The organism is Ruegeria sp. AG7, assembly GCF_056541545.1.
In genome coordinates this window covers 530,817-556,081 of the sequence record NZ_JBQFYP010000001.1, presented here as the reverse complement: position 1 = coordinate 556,081, position 25,265 = coordinate 530,817, and the positions used below count along the sequence as shown (strand labels likewise).

The 25,265-nt window shown below is 58.7% G+C and carries 26 protein-coding genes; 21 read left to right on the top strand and 5 right to left on the bottom strand.

Annotated features, from left to right (window positions below):
• Positions 1–25 precede the first annotated feature (25 nt).
• From nudC to ACR0BF_RS02885, 3 genes are read left to right on the top strand one after another with little or no spacing between them, the layout of a single operon-like run.
• Positions 26–1,009 carry an NAD(+) diphosphatase gene (gene nudC / locus ACR0BF_RS02895; RefSeq protein WP_480624220.1) on the top strand — a complete coding sequence of 328 codons (984 nt, stop codon included), beginning with the start codon at positions 26–28 and terminating at the stop codon, positions 1,007–1,009.
• Between the two features lie 39 nt (positions 1,010–1,048).
• The gene (locus ACR0BF_RS02890) at positions 1,049–1,516 is read left to right on the top strand and encodes an SRPBCC family protein (protein ID WP_480474091.1); all 468 of its coding nucleotides are present in this window, start codon (positions 1,049–1,051) and stop codon (positions 1,514–1,516) included.
• Positions 1,506–2,021: an N-acetyltransferase family protein gene (locus ACR0BF_RS02885; protein ID WP_480624219.1), complete on the top strand. Its 516-nt coding sequence runs from the start codon at positions 1,506–1,508 to the stop codon at positions 2,019–2,021. Before ACR0BF_RS02890 ends, ACR0BF_RS02885 begins: the two co-directional genes overlap by 11 nt.
• A gap of 118 nt (positions 2,022–2,139) precedes the next feature.
• On the opposite strand, the gene ACR0BF_RS02880 is transcribed toward ACR0BF_RS02885, so the two are convergent.
• Positions 2,140–2,973, bottom strand: a complete 834-nt coding sequence (locus ACR0BF_RS02880; RefSeq protein WP_480495966.1) for a prephenate dehydratase — start codon at positions 2,971–2,973, stop codon at positions 2,140–2,142.
• A gap of 120 nt (positions 2,974–3,093) precedes the next feature.
• Here ACR0BF_RS02880 and ACR0BF_RS02875 point away from each other — a divergent pair, with 120 nt between their 5' ends.
• The 5 genes from ACR0BF_RS02875 (at position 3,094) to ACR0BF_RS02855 (ending at position 9,458) form a co-directional block, all read left to right on the top strand.
• Complete coding sequence (locus ACR0BF_RS02875; protein ID WP_480555832.1) at positions 3,094–3,606, top strand: c-type cytochrome; 513 nt, start codon at positions 3,094–3,096, stop codon at positions 3,604–3,606.
• Positions 3,607–3,776: 170 nt separating this feature from the next.
• Positions 3,777–5,681 carry an extracellular solute-binding protein gene (locus ACR0BF_RS02870; RefSeq protein ID WP_480624218.1) on the top strand — a complete coding sequence of 635 codons (1,905 nt, stop codon included), beginning with the start codon at positions 3,777–3,779 and terminating at the stop codon, positions 5,679–5,681.
• Between the two features lies 1 nt (position 5,682).
• The gene (locus ACR0BF_RS02865; RefSeq protein WP_480495962.1) at positions 5,683–6,777 is read left to right on the top strand and encodes a microcin C ABC transporter permease YejB; all 1,095 of its coding nucleotides are present in this window, start codon (positions 5,683–5,685) and stop codon (positions 6,775–6,777) included.
• Complete coding sequence (locus tag ACR0BF_RS02860; RefSeq protein WP_480520930.1) at positions 6,778–7,884, top strand: ABC transporter permease; 1,107 nt, start codon at positions 6,778–6,780, stop codon at positions 7,882–7,884.
• Entirely contained in the window at positions 7,881–9,458 is a 1,578-nt protein-coding gene (locus ACR0BF_RS02855) for an ABC transporter ATP-binding protein (protein WP_480474085.1), read from the top strand. The genes ACR0BF_RS02860 and ACR0BF_RS02855 overlap by 4 nt, the downstream gene beginning before the upstream one ends.
• A 24-nt stretch (positions 9,459–9,482) precedes the next feature.
• Here the strand turns inward: ACR0BF_RS02855 and ACR0BF_RS02850 are convergent, their stop codons facing one another.
• Together ACR0BF_RS02850 and hemN are read right to left on the bottom strand one after the other, a co-directional pair.
• The gene (locus tag ACR0BF_RS02850) at positions 9,483–11,411 is read right to left on the bottom strand and encodes an elongation factor G (protein WP_480474084.1); all 1,929 of its coding nucleotides are present in this window, start codon (positions 11,409–11,411) and stop codon (positions 9,483–9,485) included.
• Between the two features lie 210 nt (positions 11,412–11,621).
• Entirely contained in the window at positions 11,622–12,977 is a 1,356-nt protein-coding gene (gene hemN, locus ACR0BF_RS02845; protein ID WP_480624217.1) for an oxygen-independent coproporphyrinogen III oxidase, read from the bottom strand.
• 61 nt (positions 12,978–13,038) lie between these two features.
• Here hemN and fnrL point away from each other — a divergent pair, with 61 nt between their 5' ends.
• Both fnrL and ACR0BF_RS02835 read left to right on the top strand, forming a co-directional pair.
• A complete protein-coding gene (fnrL, locus tag ACR0BF_RS02840; protein ID WP_480624216.1) occupies positions 13,039–13,782 on the top strand; it encodes a transcriptional regulator FnrL in 744 nt (247 codons plus the stop codon).
• Positions 13,783–13,855: 73 nt separating this feature from the next.
• On the top strand, positions 13,856–14,110 hold the full coding sequence (locus ACR0BF_RS02835; RefSeq protein ID WP_480624215.1) for a GlsB/YeaQ/YmgE family stress response membrane protein: 255 nt from the start codon (positions 13,856–13,858) through the stop codon (positions 14,108–14,110).
• Between the two features lie 40 nt (positions 14,111–14,150).
• Here ACR0BF_RS02835 and ACR0BF_RS02830 read toward each other — a convergent pair whose 3' ends face one another.
• Positions 14,151–14,990, bottom strand: coding sequence for a universal stress protein (locus ACR0BF_RS02830; protein ID WP_480495960.1), 840 nt, complete (start codon positions 14,988–14,990; stop codon positions 14,151–14,153).
• Between the two features lie 201 nt (positions 14,991–15,191).
• On the opposite strand from ACR0BF_RS02830, the gene ccoN reads away from it, so the two are divergent.
• The 4 genes from ccoN to ccoP are packed head-to-tail and all read left to right on the top strand — an operon-like array spanning position 15,192 to position 18,602.
• A complete protein-coding gene (ccoN, locus tag ACR0BF_RS02825; RefSeq protein WP_480520922.1) occupies positions 15,192–16,799 on the top strand; it encodes a cytochrome-c oxidase, cbb3-type subunit I in 1,608 nt (535 codons plus the stop codon).
• Positions 16,800–16,815: 16 nt separating this feature from the next.
• Positions 16,816–17,544 (top strand): cytochrome-c oxidase, cbb3-type subunit II, encoded by a 729-nt coding sequence (gene ccoO / locus ACR0BF_RS02820; RefSeq protein ID WP_480474079.1) that lies wholly within the window; start codon positions 16,816–16,818, stop codon positions 17,542–17,544.
• 12 nt (positions 17,545–17,556) lie between these two features.
• Entirely contained in the window at positions 17,557–17,742 is a 186-nt protein-coding gene (locus ACR0BF_RS02815) for a cbb3-type cytochrome c oxidase subunit 3 (RefSeq protein WP_209507756.1), read from the top strand.
• Positions 17,739–18,602: a cytochrome-c oxidase, cbb3-type subunit III gene (gene ccoP / locus ACR0BF_RS02810; protein WP_480474078.1), complete on the top strand. Its 864-nt coding sequence runs from the start codon at positions 17,739–17,741 to the stop codon at positions 18,600–18,602. Before ACR0BF_RS02815 ends, ccoP begins: the two co-directional genes overlap by 4 nt.
• Before the next feature lie 152 nt (positions 18,603–18,754).
• Here the strand turns inward: ccoP and ACR0BF_RS02805 are convergent, their stop codons facing one another.
• A complete protein-coding gene (locus ACR0BF_RS02805) occupies positions 18,755–18,913 on the bottom strand; it encodes a hypothetical protein (protein WP_480474077.1) in 159 nt (52 codons plus the stop codon).
• Positions 18,914–19,013: 100 nt separating this feature from the next.
• Between ACR0BF_RS02805 and ACR0BF_RS02800 the strand changes: the two genes are divergently transcribed.
• The 7 genes from ACR0BF_RS02800 (at position 19,014) to nusG (ending at position 25,251) form a co-directional block, all read left to right on the top strand.
• On the top strand, positions 19,014–19,889 hold the full coding sequence (locus ACR0BF_RS02800) for a LysR family transcriptional regulator (protein WP_480624214.1): 876 nt from the start codon (positions 19,014–19,016) through the stop codon (positions 19,887–19,889).
• Positions 19,890–19,991: 102 nt separating this feature from the next.
• A complete protein-coding gene (gene ccoG / locus ACR0BF_RS02795) occupies positions 19,992–21,419 on the top strand; it encodes a cytochrome c oxidase accessory protein CcoG (protein ID WP_480624213.1) in 1,428 nt (475 codons plus the stop codon).
• A gap of 2 nt (positions 21,420–21,421) precedes the next feature.
• Positions 21,422–21,880: a FixH family protein gene (locus ACR0BF_RS02790; RefSeq protein WP_209507766.1), complete on the top strand. Its 459-nt coding sequence runs from the start codon at positions 21,422–21,424 to the stop codon at positions 21,878–21,880.
• A 3-nt stretch (positions 21,881–21,883) separates the two neighbouring features.
• Positions 21,884–24,061 carry a heavy metal translocating P-type ATPase gene (locus ACR0BF_RS02785; RefSeq protein ID WP_480624212.1) on the top strand — a complete coding sequence of 726 codons (2,178 nt, stop codon included), beginning with the start codon at positions 21,884–21,886 and terminating at the stop codon, positions 24,059–24,061.
• Positions 24,062–24,066: 5 nt separating this feature from the next.
• Positions 24,067–24,225, top strand: coding sequence for a cbb3-type cytochrome oxidase assembly protein CcoS (gene ccoS, locus ACR0BF_RS02780; RefSeq protein WP_209507770.1), 159 nt, complete (start codon positions 24,067–24,069; stop codon positions 24,223–24,225).
• A 99-nt stretch (positions 24,226–24,324) separates the two neighbouring features.
• Complete coding sequence (gene secE, locus ACR0BF_RS02775; RefSeq protein WP_480474071.1) at positions 24,325–24,522, top strand: preprotein translocase subunit SecE; 198 nt, start codon at positions 24,325–24,327, stop codon at positions 24,520–24,522.
• 195 nt (positions 24,523–24,717) lie between these two features.
• Positions 24,718–25,251: a transcription termination/antitermination protein NusG gene (nusG, locus tag ACR0BF_RS02770; protein ID WP_209507773.1), complete on the top strand. Its 534-nt coding sequence runs from the start codon at positions 24,718–24,720 to the stop codon at positions 25,249–25,251.
• Positions 25,252–25,265: the final 14 nt, after the last annotated feature.

Genomic DNA, 25,265 nt, shown 5'->3' with positions numbered 1-25,265 from the left:
GTGCGCAAGATCAAAAGGAAATCCAATGAAAAACGCAGAGCACGTAACCTTCGGGGGGTCGGGCCTTGATCGGGCGGCGCAGTATCGCGGAGATGCGAACAAGCTGGCCGAGGCGATGCACAACCCGGCCGCCCGCTGTGTCTTGCTGTGGCGTGGAAAGCTGCTGGTACAGGGTGAGGGGCTGGACCAGCTTGCCATGATCCCGATGACGCATCCGCTGATCAGCAGTGGTCCCGGTGGCGTCATTGAATCCCCGGTGTTTTTGGGTCTGAGCGCTGACAGCGCCCCCGTGTTTGCCGTTGATATTTCCGCATGGGCAGCCGAGGGGCTGGATCTAACCAGTCTGGGCGCCTTCGTGGACAAGTCCGAACAACAACACCCGGATTTACCGCAAGGCCACGTGTTTGCCGAACTGCGCCGGATCATGACACGGCTGTCGGCACGCGACGCGGAACTGGCGGCCACGTCTAAGGCAATAATCGGCTGGCATGAAACACATCGCTATTGCGCACGATGCGGTGCCGCCAGCGAGGTGTCGCAAGGGGGATGGCAGCGCAGTTGCCCGTCCTGTGGCGGGCAGCACTTTCCGCGCACCGATCCGGTTGTGATCATGTTGATCACGCATGGTGACAGCGTGCTGATGGGCCGGTCTCCGGGCTGGCCTGACGGGATGTTCTCCTTGCTGGCGGGATTTGTTGAGCCCGGCGAAACGCTTGAGGCAGCAGTGCGCCGCGAAGTGATGGAAGAGGCGGGCGTGCCGGTAGGTGCGGTTTCGTACCTGTCCAGCCAGCCCTGGCCGTTTCCGGCCTCATTGATGTTTGGGTGTGCAGGTGAGGCACTGTCACGCGACATCGTGATCGATCCGGTCGAAATAGAAGAGGCGATGTGGGTCAGCAAATCCGAAATGATGCAGGCCTTTGCAGGCGATCATCCTAGGCTATTGCCAGCGCGCAAGGGGGCAGTCGCTCATTTTCTGCTTCAGAACTGGCTTGCAGATACTCTGGACTGAGGAAACATTGGCTCAGTAATTACGACAGCAAAGGTCAGTATGCAGTTTTCAGCGCGCGAAGATATCGAAGCCCCCATCCAATCGGTATTCGACATGGTGTCGGATTTCGAACGGTTCGAGCGTATGGCAATGCGCCGCGGCATCGATGTGCGCCGTTTGGGCGGTGGCGCAGCGGTGACTGCCGGAACCGAGTGGAATACGGAGTTCAAACTGCGCGGAAAGCCGCGTCAGATGTCAGTGGTTATGACAGATTTCGACAGGCCTTCGCAAATGCGATTTGACGCTGCCAGCAAGGGCATTACCGGGTTCACGACCGTGGATTTTCTGGCCCTGTCCCCGCGCCGGACACGCCTGAGCATCGAGATGTCCCTGGCCGCCAAGTCCCTGCCGGCACGGTTGCTGTTGCAATCCATGAAGCTGGGACAGTCGAGGTTTCGCAAACAGTTCCAGGTGCGTCTCAGTGAATTCGCACGCGAGTTGGAGCAGAGGCACCTGCATGGGGGGTAAGACACAAGATCGCGCAGCAGGTGTGAAGGGATCGGACCACCTGAGTTTCAAACCCGCATCCGAAACCGATGCCGAAGGGGTCGCTGGCGTCCTTCACGATCTGGTCCTGGCTGGCAAACGGCGCAAAGCCCACGATGTCGATTTTGCCCTAAGGCACTATATTCGCCATCCAGATCAATTACGATGTACAATCGCCACGGACCCGAATGGTCACGTGCTCGGGTTCCAATCCCTGAAAGATGCGGTCGAAAACAACCCCTACGGCGTGTCAGTGGGGTGGGGCGTGATTGGAACCCATATCCGACCATCAGCCGCCCTGCTTGGGATCGGGCGCGCACTTTTCGCGCACACTCTGGACGCGGCCCTTGCGCGCGGTCTCCCTGCTATCGATGCAACAATTGGCGCAGGCAATACTGAAGGTCTGGCCTATTACGAAGCCATGGGTTTCCGGACGTACCGCACACAAGATGGGTCTGTGTCAAAGGTCTACCGGATTAACCGCTAGAGAGCGACGATTCCAGGCGCAGCGGCACGAGACATGGGGGGCCACCGGCATTGCAAACAGCTTCGAAAAAATGGGCAACAACGAAACAAGCTCAAAGGAATGCCATGGCGAACCGTGATTATCCGCGCGGATGTGCTGCCGGATAGACGCCCAGAACCTCGACATTGGTCGTGAAATGCTCAAGCTCGTCCATGGCCAGCTGCACGTTGCGGTCTTCGGGATGCCCGACAATATCCGCGTAAAACTGCGTCGCGGTGAAGGAGCCGTCGACCATATAGCTTTCCAGCTTGGTCATGTTGATCCCATTGGTGGCAAACCCGCCCATCGCTTTGTAAAGCGCGGCGGGGATGTTGCGGACCTGAAACACAAAGCTGGTGATCATCCCATGATCGCCCCGGCGGGACAAATCCGTTTCGCGCGACATGACAAGAAAGCGGGTCGTGTTGTCGTCATTATCCTCGATATGGCGGGCCAGAACGTTCAGGTTATAGATCTCAGCGGCCAGCTCGCTGGCCAGCGCGGCTGAATGCGGATTGCCTTCCTCAGCCACTTCGCGGGCGGCGCGGGCGTTATCGGGGCTGACGCGGCCGCGAATGCCGTGTTCCTTCAGAAAGCCCGCGCATTGCGGCAGCAGTACCAGATGCGAATGCGCCTCGGTGATGTCTTCCAGTTTTGCACCCGGTACGGCAAGAAGGTTGATGTGCACACGGACAAAGGCCTCATCGATGATATGCAGCCCGCTGTGAGGTAACAGCCGGTGAATATCGGCCACCCGTCCATAGGTCGTGTTCTCGACCGGAAGCATTGCCAGATCCGCAGCACCCGAGCGGACCGATTCGATCACATCCTCGAAAGTGCGGCAGGGCAGGGCTTCCATATCTGGCCGAGCGTTGCGGCAAGCCTCGTGACTGTAGGCGCCGGGTTCCCCCTGAAAGGCAATGCGATTGGTCATTTGGTCGATTCCATGCAACAAGTTCGCGATTTGGTCGTTTCGTCGCGGTGTCTATACCTTGCCTCTCGCAAGGGGAAGCCTTAGACAGCTGCCCAGACAGCTGAAATGGACTCGCGATCAATGTTCGACACGATGACAGTAACCAAGGCCGCCGCAGGCCTGTTCGGCACATTCCTGGTGCTGCTTCTGGCCAAGTGGGGGGCAGATGTCCTCTATTCTTCCGGTGGCCATGGCTCGGCTGAGGCCGCCTACATTATCGAAACCGAAAGCTCGGGCGAAAGCGCCGACGGTGAAGAAGTGGTCTTCGAAGACCTGCTGGCCGCCGCAGACGTCGAGAGCGGCGCAAAAGTGTTCCGCAAATGCACCGCGTGCCACAAGCTGGAAGACGGCGCAAACGGCACCGGCCCCTACCTGTACGGTGTGGTTAATCGCCCGGTCGCCTCGGCCAACGGTTTCACCGGGTACTCGGCCAGTATGCAGGCGCATGGCGGCAACTGGACACCCGAAGCGCTGGATGCCTTCCTGACCAAGCCGGGCAATTATATCTCGGGCACTTCGATGAGCTTTGCCGGCCTGAAAAAGCCGCAGGATCGCGCCGACGTGATTGCCTATCTGCAGACAATCGGCAACTGATTGCCTGAGCGATCAGAACCATTCAAAGCCGCTGCCGCAACGCAGCGGCTTTTTTGTCTGAAGAAACCTTCACAAAGTGCTCACGCATTCTAAACTTGAATCTGCACGTGCTGGCACTTTAGCTAGCGGTTACGACATTGACGGTGACAATGACCGAGAGGATGAGCCACATGAAATCCCTGATGCCTGCTGCACGTGATCTCGAGGTAAGGCCATGGGTTGGCATTTTGGGGCTCTGTGCCGCGCTGATTGCTCCGCATACAGCCCAGGCGCTGGATGAGGGGGTCACCCGCAGCCACGGGTATTCGTATTTCGGAAATCTGGATTACCCGGCGGACTATGCGCATCTGAATTATGTGAATCCCGACGCCCCCAAAGGCGGCGAGCTTTCGCTGGCAGCTTCGGGAACGTTCGATTCCCTCAACCCCTATTCGCGAAAGGGGCGTGCCGGTGCGCTGACCACATTGCAATATGACCGTCTGTTTGAAAGTGCCGAAGACAGTGTCGGGCAGTATTACGGCGTAGTTGCGGAAAGTCTGGAATATGACGAAGGGCGCAATTACGTCATTTTCCATTTGCGCCCCGAAGCAACTTTTTGGGATGGCACGCCTGTCACGGCGGAAGATGTTGTCTACAGCCACCGTTTGTTCATCGAACAGGGCCTGCCATCTTACGCGCAGGCCGTTGGCCGTATGGTGACAGGAGCCGAGGCGTTGGATGACCATACCGTAAAATTTACATTCAATCCCGAAGTCACTCGCCGCAGCCTGATCGAAACCGTCGGCTCAACTCCTGTTTTCTCAAAAGCATGGTTTGAGGCAGATGAGACACGGCGCCTGGATGAACCACGGCTGGAAGTGGCGGTGGGCTCTGGCCCCTACAAGCTCGACAGCTACGACATCAATCGCCGCATCGTTTACAAACGCCGGGACGATTATTGGGGCAAGGACCTGCCTTTCAATGTCGGACGCAACAACTTCGATACAATTCGGGTCGAGTATTTCGCCGATCAGACAGCAGCGTTCGAAGGTTTCAAGGCGGGTGAATATACATTTCGGATTGAAAGTGATCCCAAGCTTTGGGCGACCGGGTATGATTTCCCGAAGCTGGATGAAGGCACCGTTATTCGGGATGAGATCGCAGATGGCAGCCCGCCGACACCTTCGGGCTTTGTCTTCAACCTTGGAAAACCGCAATTCGCCGACAAGAATGTCCGCAAGGGCCTGGCCTTGGCCTTCAATTTCGAATGGACGAACGAGTCATTGTTGTTCGGCCTGAACACGCCGCGGAATTCTTTCACGCAAGGAACCCCGATCGAGGCGCAAGGCCTGCCCGAAGGGGCTGAGCTGGCGTTCCTGCAGGCGTTGGGCGGCGTCGTTCCCGAAGATGTCCTGACGGAACCCGCTGTAGTGGCGCACGAATCAAACCCTGCACGCCTGAATGACCGACAAAACCTGCGCAAAGCTGCCAGGTTATTGGACGAGGCAGGCTGGTCCGTCGGCGAAGGCAATATTCGCCGCAATACCGAAGGGCAGACTTTGAAGGTGAATATTCCATATCCTTCAAACCTGCCGACCTCGACCGCAACGATGATCGAAACCTATGTCCAAAACCTGCAATCCATCGGTGTGGATGCCTCGACCGAGAAAGTTGACCCGGCGCAATACACGTTGCGCAGCCGCGAGCGGGATTATGACATGGTCTATTCCACGCGCTACGGGTCGTTTTTGTCTACCGGGGGCGGTCTGAGCCAGATGTACGGATCGGAAGAAGCGGCTTTTAGCCTGTTCAATCCGGCAGGTCTGGCCAGCCCCTTGGTCGACGCGATCATCGAGGCGTCCTTTGAAACTGACAATCAGGCCGATCAGGACACGGCGTTAATGGCTTTGGATCGCGCCTTGAGGTACGAGTTTTTCGTAATCCCCGTGGGGTACATCGCAGAATACTGGACAGCATATTACGATATGTACGAATACCCGGAAAACCTGCCGCCCTATTCGCTGGGTTATCTGGATTTGTGGTGGATCAATCCGGAAAAACAGGCTGCGTTGAAAGCGAAAGGCACGCTGCGATAACATGGGCGCCTATATTCTAAGACGCTTATTGCTGATCATTCCGACTCTTCTGGGTATCATGATCGTCAACTTCACGCTGGTCCAGTTCGTACCTGGTGGGCCGGTCGAACAGATCATCGCGCAAATCGAAGGTCAAGGTGACGTATTCGCCGGGTTTGCCGGGGGGGGCGACGCCGGAGCGGGTTCCGAACCGGCGGGCGGTGTCTTCGACGACAAATATGTCGGCGCACGCGGCCTTCCGCCCGAGTTTATTGCCGAGCTGGAAAAAGAATTCGGCTTCGACAAGCCCCCGCTGGAACGGTTCCTGAATATGATGGGCAACTATCTGACGTTTGATTTTGGCGAGAGTTATTTCCGCTCGATCAGCGTGATCGATCTGGTGCTTGAAAAGATGCCGGTCTCGATCTCGCTGGGGCTGTGGTCGACCCTGATTGCCTATCTGGTCTCGATCCCGCTGGGTATTCGAAAGGCGGTCAAGGATGGATCGCAATTCGATACCTGGACAAGCGGGGCGATTATTGTGGCCTATGCCATTCCGGGCTTTTTGTTTGCGATCCTGCTGCTGGTGCTCTTCGCTGGCGGATCATATTGGCAAATCTTCCCGCTGCGCGGTCTGACGTCGGACAATTGGGACAGCCTGAGTTTCTTTGGCAAGATCACGGATTATTTCTGGCACATAGCGCTGCCGACGATTGCGTTGACGATCTCGGCCTTTGCGACGCTGACCTTGCTGACCAAGAACTCGTTTCTGGACGAGATCAAGAAACAGTACGTCATGACTGCCCGCGCCAAAGGGTTGAGCGAGCGCAAGGTGCTCTATAATCATGTCTTCCGAAACGCGATGCTGATCGTGATCGCAGGGTTCCCGGCCGTGTTCATCGGTGTGTTCTTCGGGGGGTCGATCATTATCGAGACGATCTTTTCGCTGGATGGTCTGGGCCGATTAGGGTTCGAGGCTGCCGTTGCGCGCGATTATCCGGTGATCTTCGGCACGCTGTTCATCTTCGGTCTGATGGGGCTGGTCGTCGGCATCATCAGCGACCTGATGTATGTGCTGGTCGACCCGCGCATCGATTTCGAAAAGCGGGAGGGGTAAATGGCTTTGTCCCCGCTGAACCAGCGCCGCTGGAGCAACTTCCGCCGCAACAGACGGGCCTTCTGGTCGCTGATCATCTTCTCGATCCTGTTTGGCCTGTCGCTCTTTGCCGAGTTTATCGCCAACGACAAACCCATCCTTGTGAAATATCGGGGAGAGTACTTTACGCCGATCTTCAACTTCTACGCCGAAACCGAATTTGGCGGCGATTTCCAGACCGAAGCGATCTATCGAGACCCCGAAGTTCAGTGCCTGATCGACAGCGGTGGATTGGAAGACTGTTTCGATGATCCCGAAGGCATCATCGAACAGATCGACGCCGGTACATTCCAGGCCGAGGGTTTTGAACGCGGCTGGTCGCTCTGGCCGTTGATCCCCTATTCCTTCAATACCTCGGTGGACCGGCCCGGCGCGGCGCCCCTGCCGCCCAACGGCCAGAACCTGCTGGGTACCGATGATACCAAGCGCGACGTGCTGGCCCGCGTGATTTACGGCTTTCGTTTGTCGATCCTGTTCACGCTGCTTGTGACGGGCGCGGCAAGCCTGATCGGGATTTTCGCCGGGGCCATACAAGGGTTCTTTGGTGGGTGGCTGGACCTGATCTTTCAGCGGATTATCGAAATCTGGTCCGCAACCCCGTCGCTTTACGTCATCATCATCATGTTTGCGGTGCTGGGGCGAAGTTTCTGGTTGCTGGTCGCGCTGATGATCCTGTTCAGTTGGACCGGGCTGGTCGGAGTGGTCCGCGCCGAGTTCCTGCGGGCGCGGAACCTTGAATATGTGCGCGCCGCGCGGGCGCTGGGCGTGGGCAACATGACGATCATGTTCCGTCATATGCTGCCCAATGCGATGGTGGCCACGCTGACCTTCATGCCGTTCATCGTCACCGGAACCATCGGCGGGCTGGCTTCGCTGGATTATCTGGGCTTTGGCCTGCCATCCTCGGCTCCCTCGCTGGGAGAGCTGACCTTGCAGGCCAAGCAGAACCTTCAGGCCCCGTGGCTGGCCTTCACCGCCTTCTTCACCTTTGCCATTATGCTGTCGCTGCTGGTCTTCATCTTCGAAGGCGTTCGCGATGCGTTTGATCCCAGAAAGACCTTCTCATGAGCTTGCTGGATGTGAAAAACCTCAAGGTCTCGTTCCGTCAGGATGGGCAGGTCAACGCGGCGGTCAAAGGCGTGTCCTTCACTGTGGACCGGGGTGAAACCGTCGCGCTGGTGGGCGAATCCGGATCAGGAAAATCCGTGACGGCGTTATCGACCGTTTCCCTGCTGGGCGACAGCGCGTTGGTCGACGGCTCGGTCACCTATGACGGGCAAGAGATGATTGGCGCCTCGGAACAGCGTCTGATGGATGTGCGGGGCAACGACATCAGCTTTATCTTTCAGGAGCCGATGACCTCGCTGAACCCGTTGCACACGATCCAGAAACAGATGGCTGAATCGCTGGCCCTGCATCAGGGTGTGGCGGGCGATGTGGCGCGGGACAGGATTGTCGAGTTGCTGACCAAGGTCGGTATCCGCGATCCTCAAGACCGGCTGGACAGCTATCCGCATCAGTTGTCGGGCGGTCAGCGGCAACGGGTGATGATCGCAATGGCCCTTGCCAACAAACCGGACATCCTGATCGCGGATGAGCCGACAACGGCTCTGGATGTGACCATTCAGGCGCAGATCCTCGAACTGCTGGCTGAATTGCAGAAATCGGAAAACATGGGGATGCTGTTTATCACCCATGATCTGGGCATCGTGCGCCGCATCGCCGACCGGGTCTGTGTGATGAAAGACGGCGAGATTGTCGAAACCGGCGTGACGGCCGAGATATTCGAAAACCCGCAGCACCCCTATACCCGCAAACTTCTGGCGGCGGAGCCGTCGGGTCGGCCTGAACCCGTTGCCTCAGATGCGGAAGAGGTCGCACGCACCGACCACCTTAAGGTCTGGTTTCCGATCCAGCGCGGGTTTCTGAAGCGAACGGTTGGATATGTGAAAGCGGTGAACGACGCGACCCTTAGCGTGCGCGCGGGTGAGACGTTGGGGATTGTTGGCGAAAGCGGGTCAGGCAAGACCACGCTGGCGCTGGCCATGATGCGGCTGATCGCGTCCGAGGGTGGCATCACCTTTCGCGATCAGGACGTGCGCAAATGGTCCACGCGGGAACTGCGCCGGTTGCGCAAGGACATGCAGATCGTGTTTCAGGACCCGTTTGGCAGCCTCAGCCCGCGGATGACCTGCCAGCAGATCATTGCGGAAGGTCTGGCCATTCACAAAGTCGACCCGGACCGCGCGCCACGCGAACTTGTGGCCGAGGTGATGACCGAAGTGGGGCTTGATCCGGCGACGATGGATCGATACCCACACGAGTTTTCTGGCGGTCAGCGTCAGCGCATCGCCATTGCGCGCGCGATGGTTCTGCGTCCCAAACTGCTGGTTCTGGACGAGCCGACCAGTGCGCTGGATATGACCGTTCAGGTTCAGATCGTCGATCTGCTTCGCAATCTGCAACAGAAATACGGGCTGGCCTATCTGTTCATCAGCCATGACCTGAAAGTGGTCCGTGCCATGTCGCACAACGTGATCGTCATGCGAAACGGCGATGTGGTCGAAATGGGCGCGGCAGAGGATTTGTTCGAAAACGCCCAGACCGACTATACCCGCGAATTGATCGCAGCGGCGGGCTGAGAACAGCCCGCCCGGTGTCGCGAGTCAGGCGCTGGCTTTTTCTCGCGCCGATGACTGGGGCACAGGCCCGCGCAGTTCTTCATAGTGATCAAAGCTCAGCTTGACCCACCCAGTTCCACGTGTGGCACTGGCAAGGGTGCGGTGCAGTTCGTCCTCGGCAACGGCGGGCAACTGGGCGTTGAATATCTCCCAGCCCGTTGCATTCGGGTTGCCCTCAAATCCCAGAACCTGCCCCTGAAGGGTGCTGATCGTTGGTACGAGATCGCCCACAAAGGCCGAGGGTAAGTGTATCTCGGCGCTCAGGATCGGTTGCAGGACCACAGGTTTGGCTTGCGGCAATGCCTCGCGCACGGCGTTCTTGCCTGCGGTCCGGAAGGCATAATCCGAACTGTCCACATTGTGGTGTTTGCCATCGCTCAGGGTCACTTTGACATCAACTACGGGAAAGCCTTCGGGGCCTTGTTCCAATGCGTCCTTGGCTCCGTGTTCCACAGACGGGATGTAGTTCTTGGGAACGGCACCGCCCTTGACCACCTCATCGAACTGGAACCCCGATCCGCGCGGCAATGGCGCGACCGATATTACCACATCCGCGAATTGCCCCGCGCCGCCGGATTGCTTGCGATGGCGATGGCGATGCTCAACCGTTGCGCGGATGGTTTCGCGATAGGCGGTTTCCACCTGTTCCGCCTCGATCTCGATCCCGAAATCCTCGGCCAGCTTGGCGGTCACGCGGCGCATATGTTGCGGTCCCTGCGAGCCGAGAATCGAATGGCCGCTCATCTCATCCTGTTGCAGGTGCAGGCCCGGATCGATTTCGGCCAGACGGCTCAGGGCGTTTGACAGGCGCACATCGTCCCGCTCATGCGCGGGCGAGACGACTTGACGATGCGCAACCGGATGAGAAGACGCCCATTCCGGCAACTCTGTCGCGGAGGAACTGTCATAAATGTATCCGGGGTTGAGGTGATCGGATTTGACCGCCAGTCCGATCTGCCCGGCCTCCAGCGCGGCGATCTGGGTCTTGGCGTCCAGTGTTGTCAGGTTGCCGACCGTTTCACCGCCCAACGCCTCATGGGCTTTTACCCCGTCCCCAAGGCCGCGCAGAACGATGATCTTTCCGATATGCTTTTTGACATCCGCAAAGCCCGCGATGGCACGGGCGTTTTCGGCGGCCTCGTCTCGTCCGGCGGCGATATCAAACTCGGGGGCCTCATGACGCAGTGCTTTCATCAGGCGCGTCAGCCCGTTGCCGTGGCTTGCGGCGCCCAGACAGGCTGGGATCAACTGATGATTCTGCAAAACCTGCGCGGCCAGCTCATAAACCTCATCGCTTGGGGGCTGTTTGTCTTCAATCAACTGTTCCAGCAGGTGGTCATCGAAATCGGAAAGTGTCTCAAGCAACTCGGTCCGGGCTTCCTGCTCGCGATCCTCGACAGATTTGGGCAGCTCTATCAGGGCCGACGGCTGGCCCTCCTGATATTTCCACGCCCGTTCCGAGATCAGATCGACCGCGCCGATGATCGTGTCGCCCTCGCGGATCGGAACCTGACGCAGGGCGATGTGGTGCGTGCAGTAGGTTTGCAGCGCCGCGATGATGTCGCGGATGCGGCCATTGGGGTTGTCCATGCGGTTGATGAAAAGAAAACAGGGAATGCCTGCCTCTTCCACCAGCCGAAGATACGGCGCACACAGCACGGCGGCATTTGGATCGGGCGGTACCACGATAACGGCAGCATCCGAGATCGCCATGGCTGGGCCGACATACGCGAGGGAATCGCCACCCCCATCCACGTCGATCGCGCACCAGGGCTCGTCCAGGTAAGAAAAACCGTGCAAGTGCACGGTTCCGGAAACATCGAATGTGGTCGGGCGCCCGTCGAGGCGGCTGATGGCCTCGACCAGGGTAGATTTGCCCGACTGGCTGGGCCCGAGGACGGTGAATACGCGCATGAGTGTTGTCCCTCTTTCAGGTTGCAGAATGGCTGCACGAAAAGGGCCGTCCGACGCAGTCGCGTCAGCTAGGACTGTCTGTAATTTGCCCGCCTCAGGCCGCAGGGCGAAACATCACCCCACAGCTTGAGTGTGGGAAAAACCGCAGGCGTGCGTCAAGCCCCCGATGTGTTTTGTACTCAACGGGCTGAATGTTGCCCGAAAAAAAGGTCAGATCGCCGAGCTGTGCCCGGCTTTGCTGAGGTCGTATGCGTCAAAGCTGCGGGCAACCATCCGGGTCAGCGCCCTCGCCTCGGGGGGGATGAACAGCCCTTCCTCGCTGATTTGCAGCAGCCCGTCGAATGAGGCGTTGGCGGCACGATACATCTCAATCAGCGCTGCGGCCGAGATATCGTGATCGCGCAGGATTTCAGCCGAATCGATCCGGAAATCGCACATCAGCGCTTCGATCAGACGGGCGCGCAGAATATCCTGACCTTTGAACAGGTGCCCGCGGGACGTCGAAAACTGCCCGTTGCGGATGGCTTTTGTATGGGCGGATGTGGCCGGGGCATTCTGCGCATAGCCTTGTGGAAAGCGCGAGATCGAGCTGGCCCCGACACCGATCAACACATCGGCCTGATCGTCGGTATAACCCTGGAAGTTCCGCTTCAGACGACCCGCGCGCAGGGCCTGGGTCAGCCCGTCATCCTGCGTGGCAAAATGATCGATGCCGATCTCGGCGTAGTTGTCCCACAGGAACAGGCGGCGGGCGGTGTCGAACAGTTCCAGCCGTTGTTCGGGCGTTGGCAGTGCGTCCGACGGGATCAGTTGTTGCCGTTTGGCCATCCAAGGCACATGGGCATACCCATAAAGCGCCACGCGATCCGGGCTGAGCGACAAAAGCTTCTGCACGCTTTCCGTCATCCGGGCCTTGGTCTGATGGGGCAGCCCGTAAAGGATATCCGCGTTCAGGCTGGCAATGCCACGTGCGCGGATCATGTCAATCGCGTCGCGCGTGGTATCGTAGCTTTGAATGCGGCCAATGGTTTTCTGGATTTCATCGTCGAAATCCTGCACCCCGATCGAGGCGCGGTTCATGCCTGCCTCTGCCAGCGCATCCAGACGCGCCTCGTCAATCTCGTTCGGATCGATTTCAACCGAAAACTCGGCGTCCGGCCCCATGGGGACGATCCCCAGAATGTGCCGTGCCAGATCACGCATCAGCTGGGCGTTCAGCAACGTTGGCGTACCGCCGCCCCAGTGCAGGCGCGACAGCACCACGCCCGCGGGCAGGCGCGCCGCCAGCAGGTCCAGCTCGGCTTTCAGAACATCCACATATGCAATCACCGGATTGTCGGTTTGTGTGCCTTGCGTCCTGCAGGCGCAGAACCAGCACAGCCTGCGGCAGAACGGGACGTGGATATAAAGGGATATGGCGCTGCCGGGCTCGATTCCCGAAATCCAGTCGCCAAACATGTCCGCCCCCACGTCATTGTTGAAATGGGGCGCTGTGGGATAGCTTGTGTAACGCGGTACTTTCGCGTCAAAAAGTCCAAGCTTTGCCAATTGTGGTTTCACTATCATGACGATACCCTTAGGGGGCAGGCGACTTAGGTGCTTTGACGGAGATCAAGTGGAAACGCAGATGACAAAAAAAGCACAGTTCGATCATTCAAATTGCGCAGACTGCCCGATACGACATCGCGCGGTCTGCGCCCGCTGTGACGCGGACGAGCTGGAAGCGCTTGACGGCATTAAATATTACCGCAGTTTCGAAGCGGGTCAGACCATCATCTGGTCGGGCGACCAGATGAATTTTGTCGGTTCAGTCGTCGCGGGAATCGCGTCGCTGACACAAACGATGGAAGACGGGCGCACCCAGATGGTTGGTCTTCTCTTGCCCAGCGATTTCGTCGGTCGCCCGGGGCGCGACATTGCGCCTTACGATGTGCAGGCGACAACGGATGTCGTGATGTGCTGTTTCCGCAAGAAACCATTTGAAGAGCTGATGGACGAAACGCCACACATCGCGCATCGCCTTCTACAGATGACGTTGGACGAGCTTGATGCTGCCCGTGAATGGATGCTGGTTCTGGGTCGCAAGACAGCGCGCGAAAAAATCGCCAGCCTGATATCGATCATTGCCCGCCGGGATGCGTCGATTGGTCAAAAGGGCCTGTCGGGACCGATCGTGTTCGATCTGCCCCTGACCCGAGAGGCCATGGCGGATTACCTGGGACTTACGCTTGAGACGGTCAGCCGCCAGATCTCAGCTCTGAAGAAGGACGGTTTGATCTTGCTGGAAGGCAAACGTCACGTGACCATCCCCGATCTTGGCCGGCTCATGGAAGAAGCAGGCGACGATTCCGATGGCGGGTTTCTGGTATGACCGGTCTTTCGCTCGGCAGAACTCGCTTACCGCGACCATCCGGTCGGTTCACGAACTAACATAGGAGTGTGGCATGGGGTTCAGCAGTCTGTTGGCAATGCTGTTCATTGGCGCAATCGCCGGATGGCTGTCGGGAAAGATCATGGAGGGCCGTGGGTTCGGCCTGATCGGCAACATTATCGTCGGCATCGTCGGTGCGTTCCTGTCGGGCACGATCTTTCCGGCGCTAGGATTTTCTGTTGGCGGGGGCCTGTTGTCGTCGATCCTTTTCGCAACAATTGGGGCCGTGATCCTTTTGTTCCTGATCGGCCTCATTCGTCGGGGGTGAAAAAAAGCCGCCTGTCGAGGCGGCTTTTAGCTTGTTTAGGTCAGTGCGCCAGGAACACCGGAACCGAGGATTGTTCCAGCATGTTCCGGGTCGCCCCGCCCAGAATGGCTTCGCGAAAGCGGGAGTGGCCATAAGCGCCCATCACAATCATGTCCGATTCGGTATCCGTCGCGTGGCGATTAAGGATATCCGAGACGCGGGTCATGGTCTTGCTGAGCACATCGATCTCGCATTTGACACCATGACGGGCCAGCATCTGGGACAGCATCCCACCCGGGTCCGACCGGTCTGGCCCGTGCTGTGGTGGGTCAATAACCACAATACGGACGATCTCGGCCCGTTTGAGGAAGGGCAGGGCCCGCCGGATGGCGCACATGGCCTCGACGCTTTCGTTCCAGGCGATCATGATGTTGCCCGGCGCTTTCAACGGCGCGCCGCTGTCGGGAACCACAAGAACAGGGCAATGTCCTTCGAACATGGCCGCTTCGATAATGGGCTCGGCCTCGGCCCCCCGACCTTCACCATACGGATGTGGCAGGATCACAAGGTCGGAAAACCGGGCCCGGTGCGCGACGTGGCGCCCGATATCGGCAATTTGTGCAACGCCGTGTTCGGCGGACCAACGCACGCCGGATTTGCCGAGATAGTCATTGGCAAAGGCCAGCAAATCCTGTGCCTCGGCATTGGCCCGGTTCAGCGTTTCCTGAACGATCAAAGCATTGGCACCCGCATAATAGTAACCTGTCTGACTGCGATCGACGCCCAGACACAGGACTTCGGCATGGGCATCCTGAGCCTCGGCCAGGGCCACAATCTGCGCCAAAGCAGCCTGTGCAGTCTGCGTTTCGGTCATGACTGTGAGAAGAGATTTGTACGCCATTTTGACCTCATTTTTCGGGCAATTGGTCTCATGTGACCTGTTAGCCCTTTTCTACTACCATGCGTGTCATAGAAAACGCTGGACTGTCTTGATACAGATCAAAGCAATGAAGGTGGCCGTGCTTCAGAACGGCAGCCAGTCAAATGGGTTTCGCGCGTCATAAGAATCAAAAGCGCGCGGAGCATGGCAAAGGGACGCAATATGTCGAATTACATCAAGCTGATCGTGCTTGGTCTGATCGCGCTGTTTGCAGCGATCGGAACCAATTATGCACGCGATTTGGCGTATCAGGTACATGCGCTGCTGGTGATGCTCATCGCCGGTGGCCTGTTCATCTGGACGCTTCGAAACACTGACGAGCCAGATATTCAGATCGACCGCTCGGGCGAATACATGGATGGCGTGATCCGCTATGGCGTGATCGCAACTGCCTTTTGGGGCGTGATCGGGTTCCTCGCCGGGACGTTTATCGCGTTTCAGCTGGCGTTTCCGGTACTGAACTTCGAATGGGCGCAGGGTTATCTGAATTTTGGTCGTCTGCGTCCGTTGCACACTTCGGCGGTCATTTTTGCCTTTGGCGGTAACGCATTGATCGCAACCTCGTTCTATGTGGTTCAGCGTACCAGCGCAGCGCGGCTTTGGGGCGGCAACCTCGCGTGGTTCGTGTTCTGGGGCTACCAGCTGTTCATCGTTCTGGCCGCAACCGGCTATGTGCTGGGCGGAACGCAGTCCAAGGAATATGCCGAACCTGAATGGTATGTCGATCTGTGGCTGACCATTGTTTGGGTCGCCTATCTGGCGGTCTACCTGGGTACGATCATCAAGCGGAAAGAACCCCACATCTATGTGGCCAACTGGTTCTATCTGGCCTTTATCGTCACCGTCGCCATGCTGCACCTGGTCAACAACATGACCATCCCTGTCAGCATCTGGGGTTCGAAATCGGTCATCGTCTGGTCGGGTGTGCAGGATGCCATGATCCAGTGGTGGTATGGCCACAACGCTGTGGGCTTCTTCCTGACCGCGGGTTTCCTGGGCATGATGTACTATTTCATCCCGAAACAGGCCGAACGCCCGGTGTTTTCGTACAAGCTGTCGATCATCCACTTCTGGGCGCTGATCTTCCTGTATATCTGGGCCGGTCCACACCACCTGCACTATACCGCGCTGCCTGACTGGGCGTCGACGCTGGGTATGGTGTTCTCGGTGATCCTGTGGATGCCGTCCTGGGGCGGTATGATCAACGGTCTGATGACGCTGTCGGGTGCTTGGGACAAGCTGCGCACCGATCCGGTGATCCGCATGATGGTCATCTCGGTCGGCTTCTACGGCATGTCCACCTTTGAAGGTCCGATGATGTCGATCCGTGCTGTGAACAGCCTCAGCCACTACACCGACTGGACCATTGGTCACGTGCATTCAGGCGCGCTGGGCTGGAACGGCATGATTACCTTTGGCGCGCTGTACTTCCTGGTGCCCGTGCTTTGGAAGCGCGAGCGTCTGTACTCGCTGCAGATGGTCAGCTGGCACTTCTGGCTCGCCACGATCGGCATCGTGCTTTATGCCGCGTCGATGTGGGTCACCGGTATCATGGAAGGCCTGATGTGGCGTGAAGTGGATGCAAATGGCTTCCTGGTGAACTCGTTCGCTGACACCGTGGCCGCCAAGTTCCCGATGTATGTGGTGCGTGCTCTGGGTGGCGTTCTGTTCGTCGCTGGCGCCGTGATCATGTGCTACAACCTGTGGATGACTGTGCGGAAAGCGCCGGCCAAAGAGGCCAGCCTGACCGTCGCGGTCCCTGCTGAATAGAGGGAGGGCCGGAGCAATGGCAATTCTCGACAAACATAAGATCCTCGAGACCAACGCGACCCTCCTGCTGATCTTCAGCTTTCTGGTCGTGACCATCGGTGGCCTGGTGCAGATCACCCCGCTGTTCTATCTTGAGAACACCATCGAGAAGGTGGAGGGCATGCGCCCTTACACCCCTCTCGAAATGGCAGGGCGTGAAATTTACATCCGCGAAGGTTGCTATGTCTGCCACAGCCAGATGATCCGCCCGATGCGGGACGAGGTCGAACGTTATGGCCACTACTCGCTGGCGGCTGAATCGATGTATGACCACCCGTTCCAGTGGGGATCAAAGCGTACCGGACCTGATCTGGCGCGTGTCGGTGGCCGCTATTCGGATCAGTGGCAGATGGACCACCTGCGCGACCCTCAGTCTGTGGTGCCTGAATCGGTGATGCCCAAATACGGCTTCCTCGAACATCGCAAGATCGACGGCAAGTATATCGGTGACATCATGGCGACCAATGCGGTTGTCGGCACCCCTTATACCGACGAGATGCTGGAAAACGCGGTTGCCGATTTCAGCGCGCAGGCCGACCCGGACAGTGACTACGACGGTCTGCTGGAGCGGTACGGTGACAAGGTCAACGTACGCAACTTCGATGGTCAGCCTGAACTGACCGAAGCCGACGCGCTGATCGCCTATCTGCAAATGCTGGGTACGCTGGTCGATTTCTCGACCTTTACCCCGGATGCAAGCCGTTAACAGGAGGGTGGGATGGAAGAATACACACTTCTTCGACAGTTCGCGGATAGCTGGATGCTGCTTGTGTTGTTTGCCTTCTTCGTTGGCATCGTGATCTGGGTTTTCCGCCCCGGTGCCAGCAAGGAATACAAGGACACTGCCAACATCCCCTTCCGGCATCAAGACAAACCCGCCACACCCAAGGAGGCGCGGCAATGAGCAAGACACCTGATAAACAGCCGGGCGATCCAAATACAACCGGGCACAGCTGGGACGGGATTGAGGAATTCGACAATCCTATGCCGCGCTGGTGGCTATGGACCTTCTACGCCACCATCTTCTGGGGCGTGATCTATACGATCATGTTTCCGGCCTGGCCCTTGGTCCACGGCGCGACAGCCGGTGTGCTGGGATGGTCAACCCGAGAAAACGTTCAGCAGGACATGGTTGCCTTCGAAGAGGCAAACGCGCCCTGGAACGCCAAGCTGGTGGAAACTTCGCTGGAAGACATCGCCAAGGATGCAGAACTGCAGCAATATGCCGTGAACTCGGGAGGTGCGGTGTTCCGGACCTGGTGCGCACAATGCCATGGTTCGGGTGCGCAGGGTGCGCCGGGTTTCCCGAACCTGTTGGATGATGCCTGGCTGTGGGGCGGAACGCTGGACGATATCGTTTACACCGTCAGCTACGGTATCCGGAACGAAGAAAGCGCCGATGCGCGCTATTCCGAGATGCCGGCATTTGGCGAAATCCTCGAACATGAGGAAATCACGCAGGTGGTCCAGTACGTCATGTCGCTGAGCAATGCCCAGACCGACGATGCGGCAGCGCAGGCAGGTAAAGTTGTCTTCGAAGACAACTGTGCGGCCTGCCACGGCGAGGATGGCACAGGCGATATCTTCCAGGGTGCGCCGAACCTGACTGACGCGATCTGGCTTTACGGTGGCAGTGAAGAAATGCTGACGGAAACCGTAACTTACAGCCGCTTTGGTGTCATGCCGAACTGGGATACCCGCCTGACCGAGGCGCAGATTCGCGCCGTATCTGCCTATGTCCACCAGTTGGGCGGCGGTCAGTAAGATCTAAAGAACACCTTCGGGCGGTTCGCCGCCCGAAGGCTGGGGCACCGGCTGTTCCATCTGTTCGCGCGTTTCCTGAACAGCCGGTGCTTTTTTCCCACAATAAGGCCACTTAAACCTGTGGTCCAGATTCAGGTTTACTGTTACCTGCGTCAAAAGTTGTTCGGATCCACCTCGCGCGGGTTTTTAATCCACCAATGACCTTCCGGCAGCCAACGGCGTTTGTGGCGACCCGGTTTTGGCACATCGCGAATATGCGGCGCATTGATCCGGGTTGCGGTCATGAAAGATCTGGCAAAAACGGTCAGCATGGTTGGTCTCCTCTGCAAGGGTATCTCTGCAATAAAGATTGACCTTTGAAGTGCTGAATGCGACTCAAATACCATTCCATAGTGTAAGTCAGGGTTACATATGAATTGGTTGTCGCTTCCCCCATTGGCCGCGCTGAGGGCGTTTGCGGCATTTGCTGAAAAACGCAATGTCGTCGAAGCTGGTGCTGCGTTGAACGTAAGCCATGCGGCGATTAGCCAGCAGTTGCGCGTACTTGAGAACCATCTGGGTGCTGCCTTGCTGGATCGAACAGGCAAGGCCCTGACCCTGACCGCCGATGGTGAACATCTGGCCCGAGCCCTGCAACTCGGGTTTGGCGCGATCGAGGCGGCAGTGGGGGATTTGGCGCGGTCTGGTCAGGACCGCCCGGTCCACGTGTCGCTGACATCCTCTTTTGCGGCCTCTTGGCTGATGCCGCGTCTACCGGCTTTTCGCGAAACCCATCCCGAGGTGAACCTGATCCTCGATCCCACTGCCGAAGTTGTTGAACTGCGACCGGGTGGGATCGACATTGCCATTCGATACGGCCCCGGCGGTTGGACCGGTGTGCAATCAGAGATGCTGTTGCAGTCGCCGGTGGTCATCGTCGCCGCTCCGAAACTGCTGGGTGAAAAGATGTCATGGACGCCGACCGAGCTGGCCCAACTGCCCTGGCTTGAGGAAATCGGCACCACCGAGGCGACGACCTGGCTGGCCGAACATGGTGCCGGTCCTGAACGCGGTGCAGGCCGGACCGAGCTGCCGGGAAACCTGGTACTGGACGGTCTGCGGGCCGGGCAGGGGGTCACTGTCACGGTGCGACATTTCGTCGAGCCTGACATCAAGGCCGGTCGTATTGTCGAGCTTTATGCAGAGCCGGATACGCGCGGATACCATATTGTGACGCCAAATTCAGCACTTAGACCAGCTGTCAGAACTTTTGTGACGTGGTTGAGGCGTCAGGCACGGGAAATGTGATAAAAGGTGTCTGTACGATGCGCGTTTTGACCCATGTCAAAGTTGCTATGCACGTGATCTGGAAGAACACACACTCAGAAGAGCCAGTACCGGAGCCAGCCTGTGAGCGATTCCAACCCCACCCCCAGCCTATACGCCGCACGAGAACCGATCTTTCCAAGGCGCGTTTCTGGGCCATTTCGGAACCTGAAATGGATCATCCTTATCGTGACACTGGGCATTTACTATGTAACGCCCTGGATCAGATGGGATCGCGGCCCCAGCTTGCCGGATCAGGCCGTCCTGCTGGATTTGGCAAACCGGCGCTTCTATTTCTTCTGGATCGAAATCTGGCCGCACGAGTTCTATTTCGTGGCGGGCCTGCTGATCATGGCGGGGCTGGGTCTGTTTCTATTCACATCTGCGCTGGGGCGGGTCTGGTGCGGGTATGCCTGCCCGCAAACGGTCTGGACTGACCTTTTCATTCTGGTCGAGCGCTGGATCGAAGGCGACAGAAACGCCCGTTTGCGCCTGCATCGTCAGGAAAAGCTGGATTTCCGCAAGGCTCGGCTCCGGTTGACGAAATGGGTGACCTGGTTCCTGATCGGCCTGGCCACCGGCGGTGCCTGGGTGTTTTATTTTGCGGATGCGCCGACGTTGCTCCGCGATCTTGTGACGGGCAACGCGCATCCCGTCGCTTACACGACGATGCTGGTTCTGACTGGCACGACCTTCTTTTTCGGCGGGTTCGCCCGCGAACAGATTTGTATCTACGCGTGTCCTTGGCCGCGCATTCAGGCCGCGATGATGGATGAAGACACGCTGGTCGTGGGATACCGCGAATGGCGTGGTGAGCCGCGCGGCAAAGGCAAGCGGACAGCTGATTCCGAGTTGGGGGATTGCATCGACTGCATGGCCTGCGTGAATGTCTGCCCTGTTGGGATCGATATCCGGGATGGTCAGCAGCTTGAATGTATCACCTGTGCCCTGTGTATCGACGCGTGTGATGACATGATGGCCAAGATCGGCAAACCGCGCGGCCTGATCGACTATATGGCGCTCAGCGACGAGCCACGCGAACGCTCAGGCCAACCGCCCAAGAATGTCTGGAAACACATCTTCCGACCCCGCACGATCCTGTACACCTCGTTGTGGTCACTGGTGGGGTTTGCGCTGCTGTTCGCCCTGTTCATTCGCTCTGACATCGATCTGACCGTAGCGCCCGTGCGCAACCCGACCTTTGTCACCCTGTCAGACGGCACCATTCGGAACACCTATGATGTCAGACTGCGCAACAAGCACGGCGAGGACCGCCTGTTCAAATTGTCTCTGGCGGGCGATCCGTCGATGCGACTGGAAATTGAGGGAACCAAGATCGATACTGTGAATGTCACGGCGGATACGGCACAATTGACCCGTGTATACATCGTGGCATCCCGTGACAGCGGTCCGGCGGCAGCAGAAGCGACACCAGTGCGGATCTGGGTCGAAGACCTCAGCAGCGGCGAACGCGCTTACAAGGACACCACGTTCAACGGACGGGGGAACTGATCATGGCCGAACGTAAATTCACCGGAAAGCACGCTCTGGCGGTGTTTGTCGGTGCCTTTGGCGTGATCATCGCGGTGAACCTCGTGCTGGCTTATAATGCGGTGAAAACGTTTCCGGGACTGGAGGTCAAGAATTCCTACGTTGCCAGTCAGGAGTTCAATGATCGCCTCAAAGAGCAGCAGGCATTGGGCTGGACGGTTCGGGCAGAAACCAAAGGTGGCCTTCTGATCCTGCATATTACGGACGCGACCGGTGCACCGGTTCAGGTCAGCGAATTGCAGGCGGTGGTTGGCCGCGCAACCCATGTGCGGGACGATTTTGCACCGGATTTCACCTTTGACGGCGCGGCCTATGCCACACCTGCCACGCTGGGCAAGGGCAACTGGAATATCCGGTTGGTCGCGCGTGACGGCAGTGGCGCCGAGTTTTCGCAGCGCGTTCCGCTGTATGTGAAAGGGTAGCCGATGACGGCGCAGCTTTCATCCGGTACGGCGGCCTGTCCGGGGTGTCTGGCAGCACCAGCAGAACCCGCGCGCCCGATTCCGGAAGATGTGCAGATTGCCTTGTCCCTGCCGGGCATCCACTGCTCGGCCTGTATCGCGACGGTCGAACGTGAACTGAACGCCCATCCCGGTGTCGAAGACGCGCGGGTCAACCTGACTTTGAAACGGGCGATGATCAAAGCCGCGCCGGAAACCCGCGCGGCCGATTTGATCCCGGTGCTTGAACAGGCAGGTTTCGAAGCCCACGAGCTTGACCCCGGCGCTTTGTCGGCAACACAGGCGGACAAGGCGGGGCGTGACCTGCTGATGCGACTGGCCGTCGCCGGGTTCGCATCCATGAACGTGATGCTGTTGTCGGTGTCGGTCTGGTCCGGCGCAACAGACGCGACGCGCGACATGTTCCACTGGATTTCCGCTGCAATCGCGCTGCCTGCCATTGCCTTCTCGGCTCAACCGTTCTTTGCCAACGCCTGGAGCGCCCTGCGGGTGCGGCGGCTGAACATGGATGTTCCGATCACGCTGGCGATCCTGCTGGCGCTGGTCACCTCCCTGTGGGAGACCGCGCTGAGCGGAGAGCACGCTTATTTCGATGCCGCGCTGACCCTGACATTCTTCCTGCTGGCGGGCCGGTATCTGGACTACCGCACCCGCGCTGCAGCCCGATCCGCCGCAGAAGAGCTCACCGCCCTGGAAGTGCCGCGCGCGATCCGCATCGTGGACGGGGTGGAGGCGGAAGTTGCGGTGGCCGATCTGAAGGTCGGTGATCTGATCCTTGTGCGCCCCGGTGGCCGAATGCCGGTGGACGGTCAGATCGTGTCTGGTCAGTCCGAACTGGACCGTTCGCTGTTGACGGGGGAAACCCTGCCGGTGTTTGCCGAAGCCGGCCAGCTGGTCAGCGCGGGCGAGGTCAACCTGACGGGTCCGCTGACCCTGCGCGCCACAGCTGTGGGGCAGGATACGTCGCTGCACCGGATGGCGGATCTGGTGGCCATCGCTGAATCGGGGCGGTCCCGCTATACCTCGCTAGCCGACAAGGCCGCCAAGCTTTATGCGCCCGGTGTCCACATCCTTTCGGCGCTCAGCTTTGTAGGGTGGTACATCTATTCGGGCGATTTGCGCACCGCTCTGAACATTGCCGCGGCGGTTCTGATCATCACCTGTCCCTGCGCCTTGGGTCTGGCTGTTCCAGCAGTGACCACCGCTGCCTCGGGCCGGTTGTTCCGCAAGGGTATGCTGATCAAGCACGCAACCGCGCTCGAACGGTTGTCCGAGACCGACACCGTGGTGTTCGACAAGACGGGCACACTGACCTCGGGTGCGCCGGAACTGGTCAATCTTGGCGACCACGCCCGCGCACAGGTCGAGGTTGCTCTGGCCCTGGCCGAGGCCTCTGCGCATCCCTTGTCTGTATCATTGGCAAAGGCCGCGCGACAGGCCGGGATCAAACCGGCTAACGTCCGGGACATAACCGAAGTGCCGGGATACGGCACCCAAGGGGAATACCGCGGTCAACGCGTTCGTTTGGGCCGGGCCGCATGGCTCGGCGCACAGCAGGGCGCGGAAACGTCTGCCTGGCTTGCAATTGGCGACGATGCGCCCTTGGCGTTCCGTTTCTCGGACGCGCTGCGCCCGGGCGCGGACGAGGCGGTGGAAGCGTTGCGCGCGTCGGGCAAGCATGTGCTATTGATCTCGGGGGATTCGAAGGGCGCCGTGCAATCTTTGGCCGAGAAGCTGGGAATAACGGATTGGGTCGCCGAGGCTTTGCCGCAGGACAAGGCACAGCGCATTCAGGACCTCAGGGATCAGGGCCGCAAAGTTCTGATGGTGGGGGACGGCCTGAACGACACGGCTGCATTGGCGGCGGCACATGTGTCGATCTCTCCGGCCTCGGCGTTGGATGCGGCGCGGGTTGCCTCGGACATCGTTCTTCTGGGCAATGACCTTCTGCCCATTGCGGATGCCTGCGATACGGCCATCAAGGCCACCCGTCGCATCCGCGAGAACTTCCAGATCGCAACCGTTTACAACGTGATTGCCGTTCCGCTGGCCGTGATCGGACTGGCAACACCGCTGATCGCGGCCTTGGCGATGTCGACCTCGTCAATTACCGTATCGCTGAACGCATTGCGGCTGAGGTAACCCTGATGGAAGTGCTTGCCTATCTGATCCCGATATCCCTGTTTCTGGGGGGCGTTGGTCTGGTCGCCTTTATCTATACCGTTCGTTCCAATCAGTACGAAGACCCCGATGGCGACGCGCGCCGCATCCTGAGTGACGAGTGGGACGACAAACCCAAACCCTGACCAATCGCCCGATATGCGCAGAGTTCATCCAAGCGCCCTTGAAATTGCCGCAATGCCCGGCTATGTCCGGCCCATCCGCAAGCAGAGAGAACACGCCAAATGGCCACCACCAACCCGATCCAGTTCATTCAGCAAGTCCGTGCCGAAGTTTCCAAGGTCGTCTGGCCGACCCGGCGCGAAGTGCTGTTGACCACGGTCATGGTCTTCATCATGGCGGCGCTGACAGCTGTGTTTTTTGCTTTGGTCGATCTGGGTATCCGGGGCGGCCTTCAGCTGGTTCTGGGCGCTTTCGGCTAAGCCGGTTCAGGCGGGGGCAAATACGACTGCCCCTTGCACCTCGCGCGATGTCAGAGTAGGTGACGCATATTCGGAATGGGCGTGTGGCGATTCGGGCCGCGCGCCGCTTTTTATTCCGGATAACGTGACAGGATTTAAATGACGGGTGTGTCTGCTAGATGTGATACCCCGAAGACAAACAAGGACGACAGGTTCATGGCGAAACGGTGGTACTCGGTCAGCGTTCTTTCGAATTTCGAAAAGAAGATCGCAGAGCAGATCCGCACGTCGGTGGCTGAACAGGGCCTTGAGAACGATATCGACGAAGTTCTGGTGCCCACCGAAGAGGTGATCGAAGTGCGCCGGGGCAAGAAGGTCACCACCGAACGCCGCTTTATGCCGGGTTACGTGTTGGTGCATATGGAAATGTCGGATCAGGGCTATCATCTGATCAACTCGATCAACCGCGTCACCGGTTTTCTGGGTCCGCAGGGTCGCCCGATGCCGATGCGCGACGCCGAGGTGAACCAGATCCTCAACCGCGTTCAGGAAGGCGAAGAAGCGCCCAAGCTGATGATCACCTTCGAGATCGGCGAAAAGGTCAAGGTCAACGACGGCCCGTTCGAGGATTTCGACGGCATGGTCGAGGGCGTGGACGACGAGGCGCAAAAGCTGAAGGTTTCGGTGTCGATTTTTGGCCGCGAAACCCCGGTCGAGCTGGACTTCACGCAGGTCACCAAGCAAAGCTAAGCGTTCTGCCAGAG

Excerpts from the sequence above, each read along its gene's own strand:
- nudC (WP_480624220.1), top strand. The coding sequence starts at position 26 with ATGAAAAACGCAGAGCACGTAACCTTCGGGGGGTCGGGCCTTGATCGG.
- ACR0BF_RS02890 (WP_480474091.1), top strand. The coding sequence starts at position 1,049 with ATGCAGTTTTCAGCGCGCGAAGATATCGAAGCCCCCATCCAATCGGTA.
- ACR0BF_RS02885 (WP_480624219.1), top strand. The coding sequence starts at position 1,506 with ATGGGGGGTAAGACACAAGATCGCGCAGCAGGTGTGAAGGGATCGGAC.
- ACR0BF_RS02880 (WP_480495966.1), bottom strand. The coding sequence starts at position 2,973 with ATGACCAATCGCATTGCCTTTCAGGGGGAACCCGGCGCCTACAGTCAC.
- ACR0BF_RS02875 (WP_480555832.1), top strand. The coding sequence starts at position 3,094 with ATGTTCGACACGATGACAGTAACCAAGGCCGCCGCAGGCCTGTTCGGC.
- ACR0BF_RS02870 (WP_480624218.1), top strand. The coding sequence starts at position 3,777 with ATGAAATCCCTGATGCCTGCTGCACGTGATCTCGAGGTAAGGCCATGG.
- ACR0BF_RS02865 (WP_480495962.1), top strand. The coding sequence starts at position 5,683 with ATGGGCGCCTATATTCTAAGACGCTTATTGCTGATCATTCCGACTCTT.
- ACR0BF_RS02860 (WP_480520930.1), top strand. The coding sequence starts at position 6,778 with ATGGCTTTGTCCCCGCTGAACCAGCGCCGCTGGAGCAACTTCCGCCGC.
- ACR0BF_RS02855 (WP_480474085.1), top strand. The coding sequence starts at position 7,881 with ATGAGCTTGCTGGATGTGAAAAACCTCAAGGTCTCGTTCCGTCAGGAT.
- ACR0BF_RS02850 (WP_480474084.1), bottom strand. The coding sequence starts at position 11,411 with ATGCGCGTATTCACCGTCCTCGGGCCCAGCCAGTCGGGCAAATCTACC.
- hemN (WP_480624217.1), bottom strand. The coding sequence starts at position 12,977 with ATGATAGTGAAACCACAATTGGCAAAGCTTGGACTTTTTGACGCGAAA.
- fnrL (WP_480624216.1), top strand. The coding sequence starts at position 13,039 with ATGACAAAAAAAGCACAGTTCGATCATTCAAATTGCGCAGACTGCCCG.
- ACR0BF_RS02835 (WP_480624215.1), top strand. The coding sequence starts at position 13,856 with ATGGGGTTCAGCAGTCTGTTGGCAATGCTGTTCATTGGCGCAATCGCC.
- ACR0BF_RS02830 (WP_480495960.1), bottom strand. The coding sequence starts at position 14,990 with ATGGCGTACAAATCTCTTCTCACAGTCATGACCGAAACGCAGACTGCA.
- ccoN (WP_480520922.1), top strand. The coding sequence starts at position 15,192 with ATGTCGAATTACATCAAGCTGATCGTGCTTGGTCTGATCGCGCTGTTT.
- ccoO (WP_480474079.1), top strand. The coding sequence starts at position 16,816 with ATGGCAATTCTCGACAAACATAAGATCCTCGAGACCAACGCGACCCTC.
- ACR0BF_RS02815 (WP_209507756.1), top strand. The coding sequence starts at position 17,557 with ATGGAAGAATACACACTTCTTCGACAGTTCGCGGATAGCTGGATGCTG.
- ccoP (WP_480474078.1), top strand. The coding sequence starts at position 17,739 with ATGAGCAAGACACCTGATAAACAGCCGGGCGATCCAAATACAACCGGG.
- ACR0BF_RS02805 (WP_480474077.1), bottom strand. The coding sequence starts at position 18,913 with ATGCTGACCGTTTTTGCCAGATCTTTCATGACCGCAACCCGGATCAAT.
- ACR0BF_RS02800 (WP_480624214.1), top strand. The coding sequence starts at position 19,014 with ATGAATTGGTTGTCGCTTCCCCCATTGGCCGCGCTGAGGGCGTTTGCG.
- ACR0BF_RS02790 (WP_209507766.1), top strand. The coding sequence starts at position 21,422 with ATGGCCGAACGTAAATTCACCGGAAAGCACGCTCTGGCGGTGTTTGTC.
- ACR0BF_RS02785 (WP_480624212.1), top strand. The coding sequence starts at position 21,884 with ATGACGGCGCAGCTTTCATCCGGTACGGCGGCCTGTCCGGGGTGTCTG.
- ccoS (WP_209507770.1), top strand. The coding sequence starts at position 24,067 with ATGGAAGTGCTTGCCTATCTGATCCCGATATCCCTGTTTCTGGGGGGC.
- secE (WP_480474071.1), top strand. The coding sequence starts at position 24,325 with ATGGCCACCACCAACCCGATCCAGTTCATTCAGCAAGTCCGTGCCGAA.
- nusG (WP_209507773.1), top strand. The coding sequence starts at position 24,718 with ATGGCGAAACGGTGGTACTCGGTCAGCGTTCTTTCGAATTTCGAAAAG.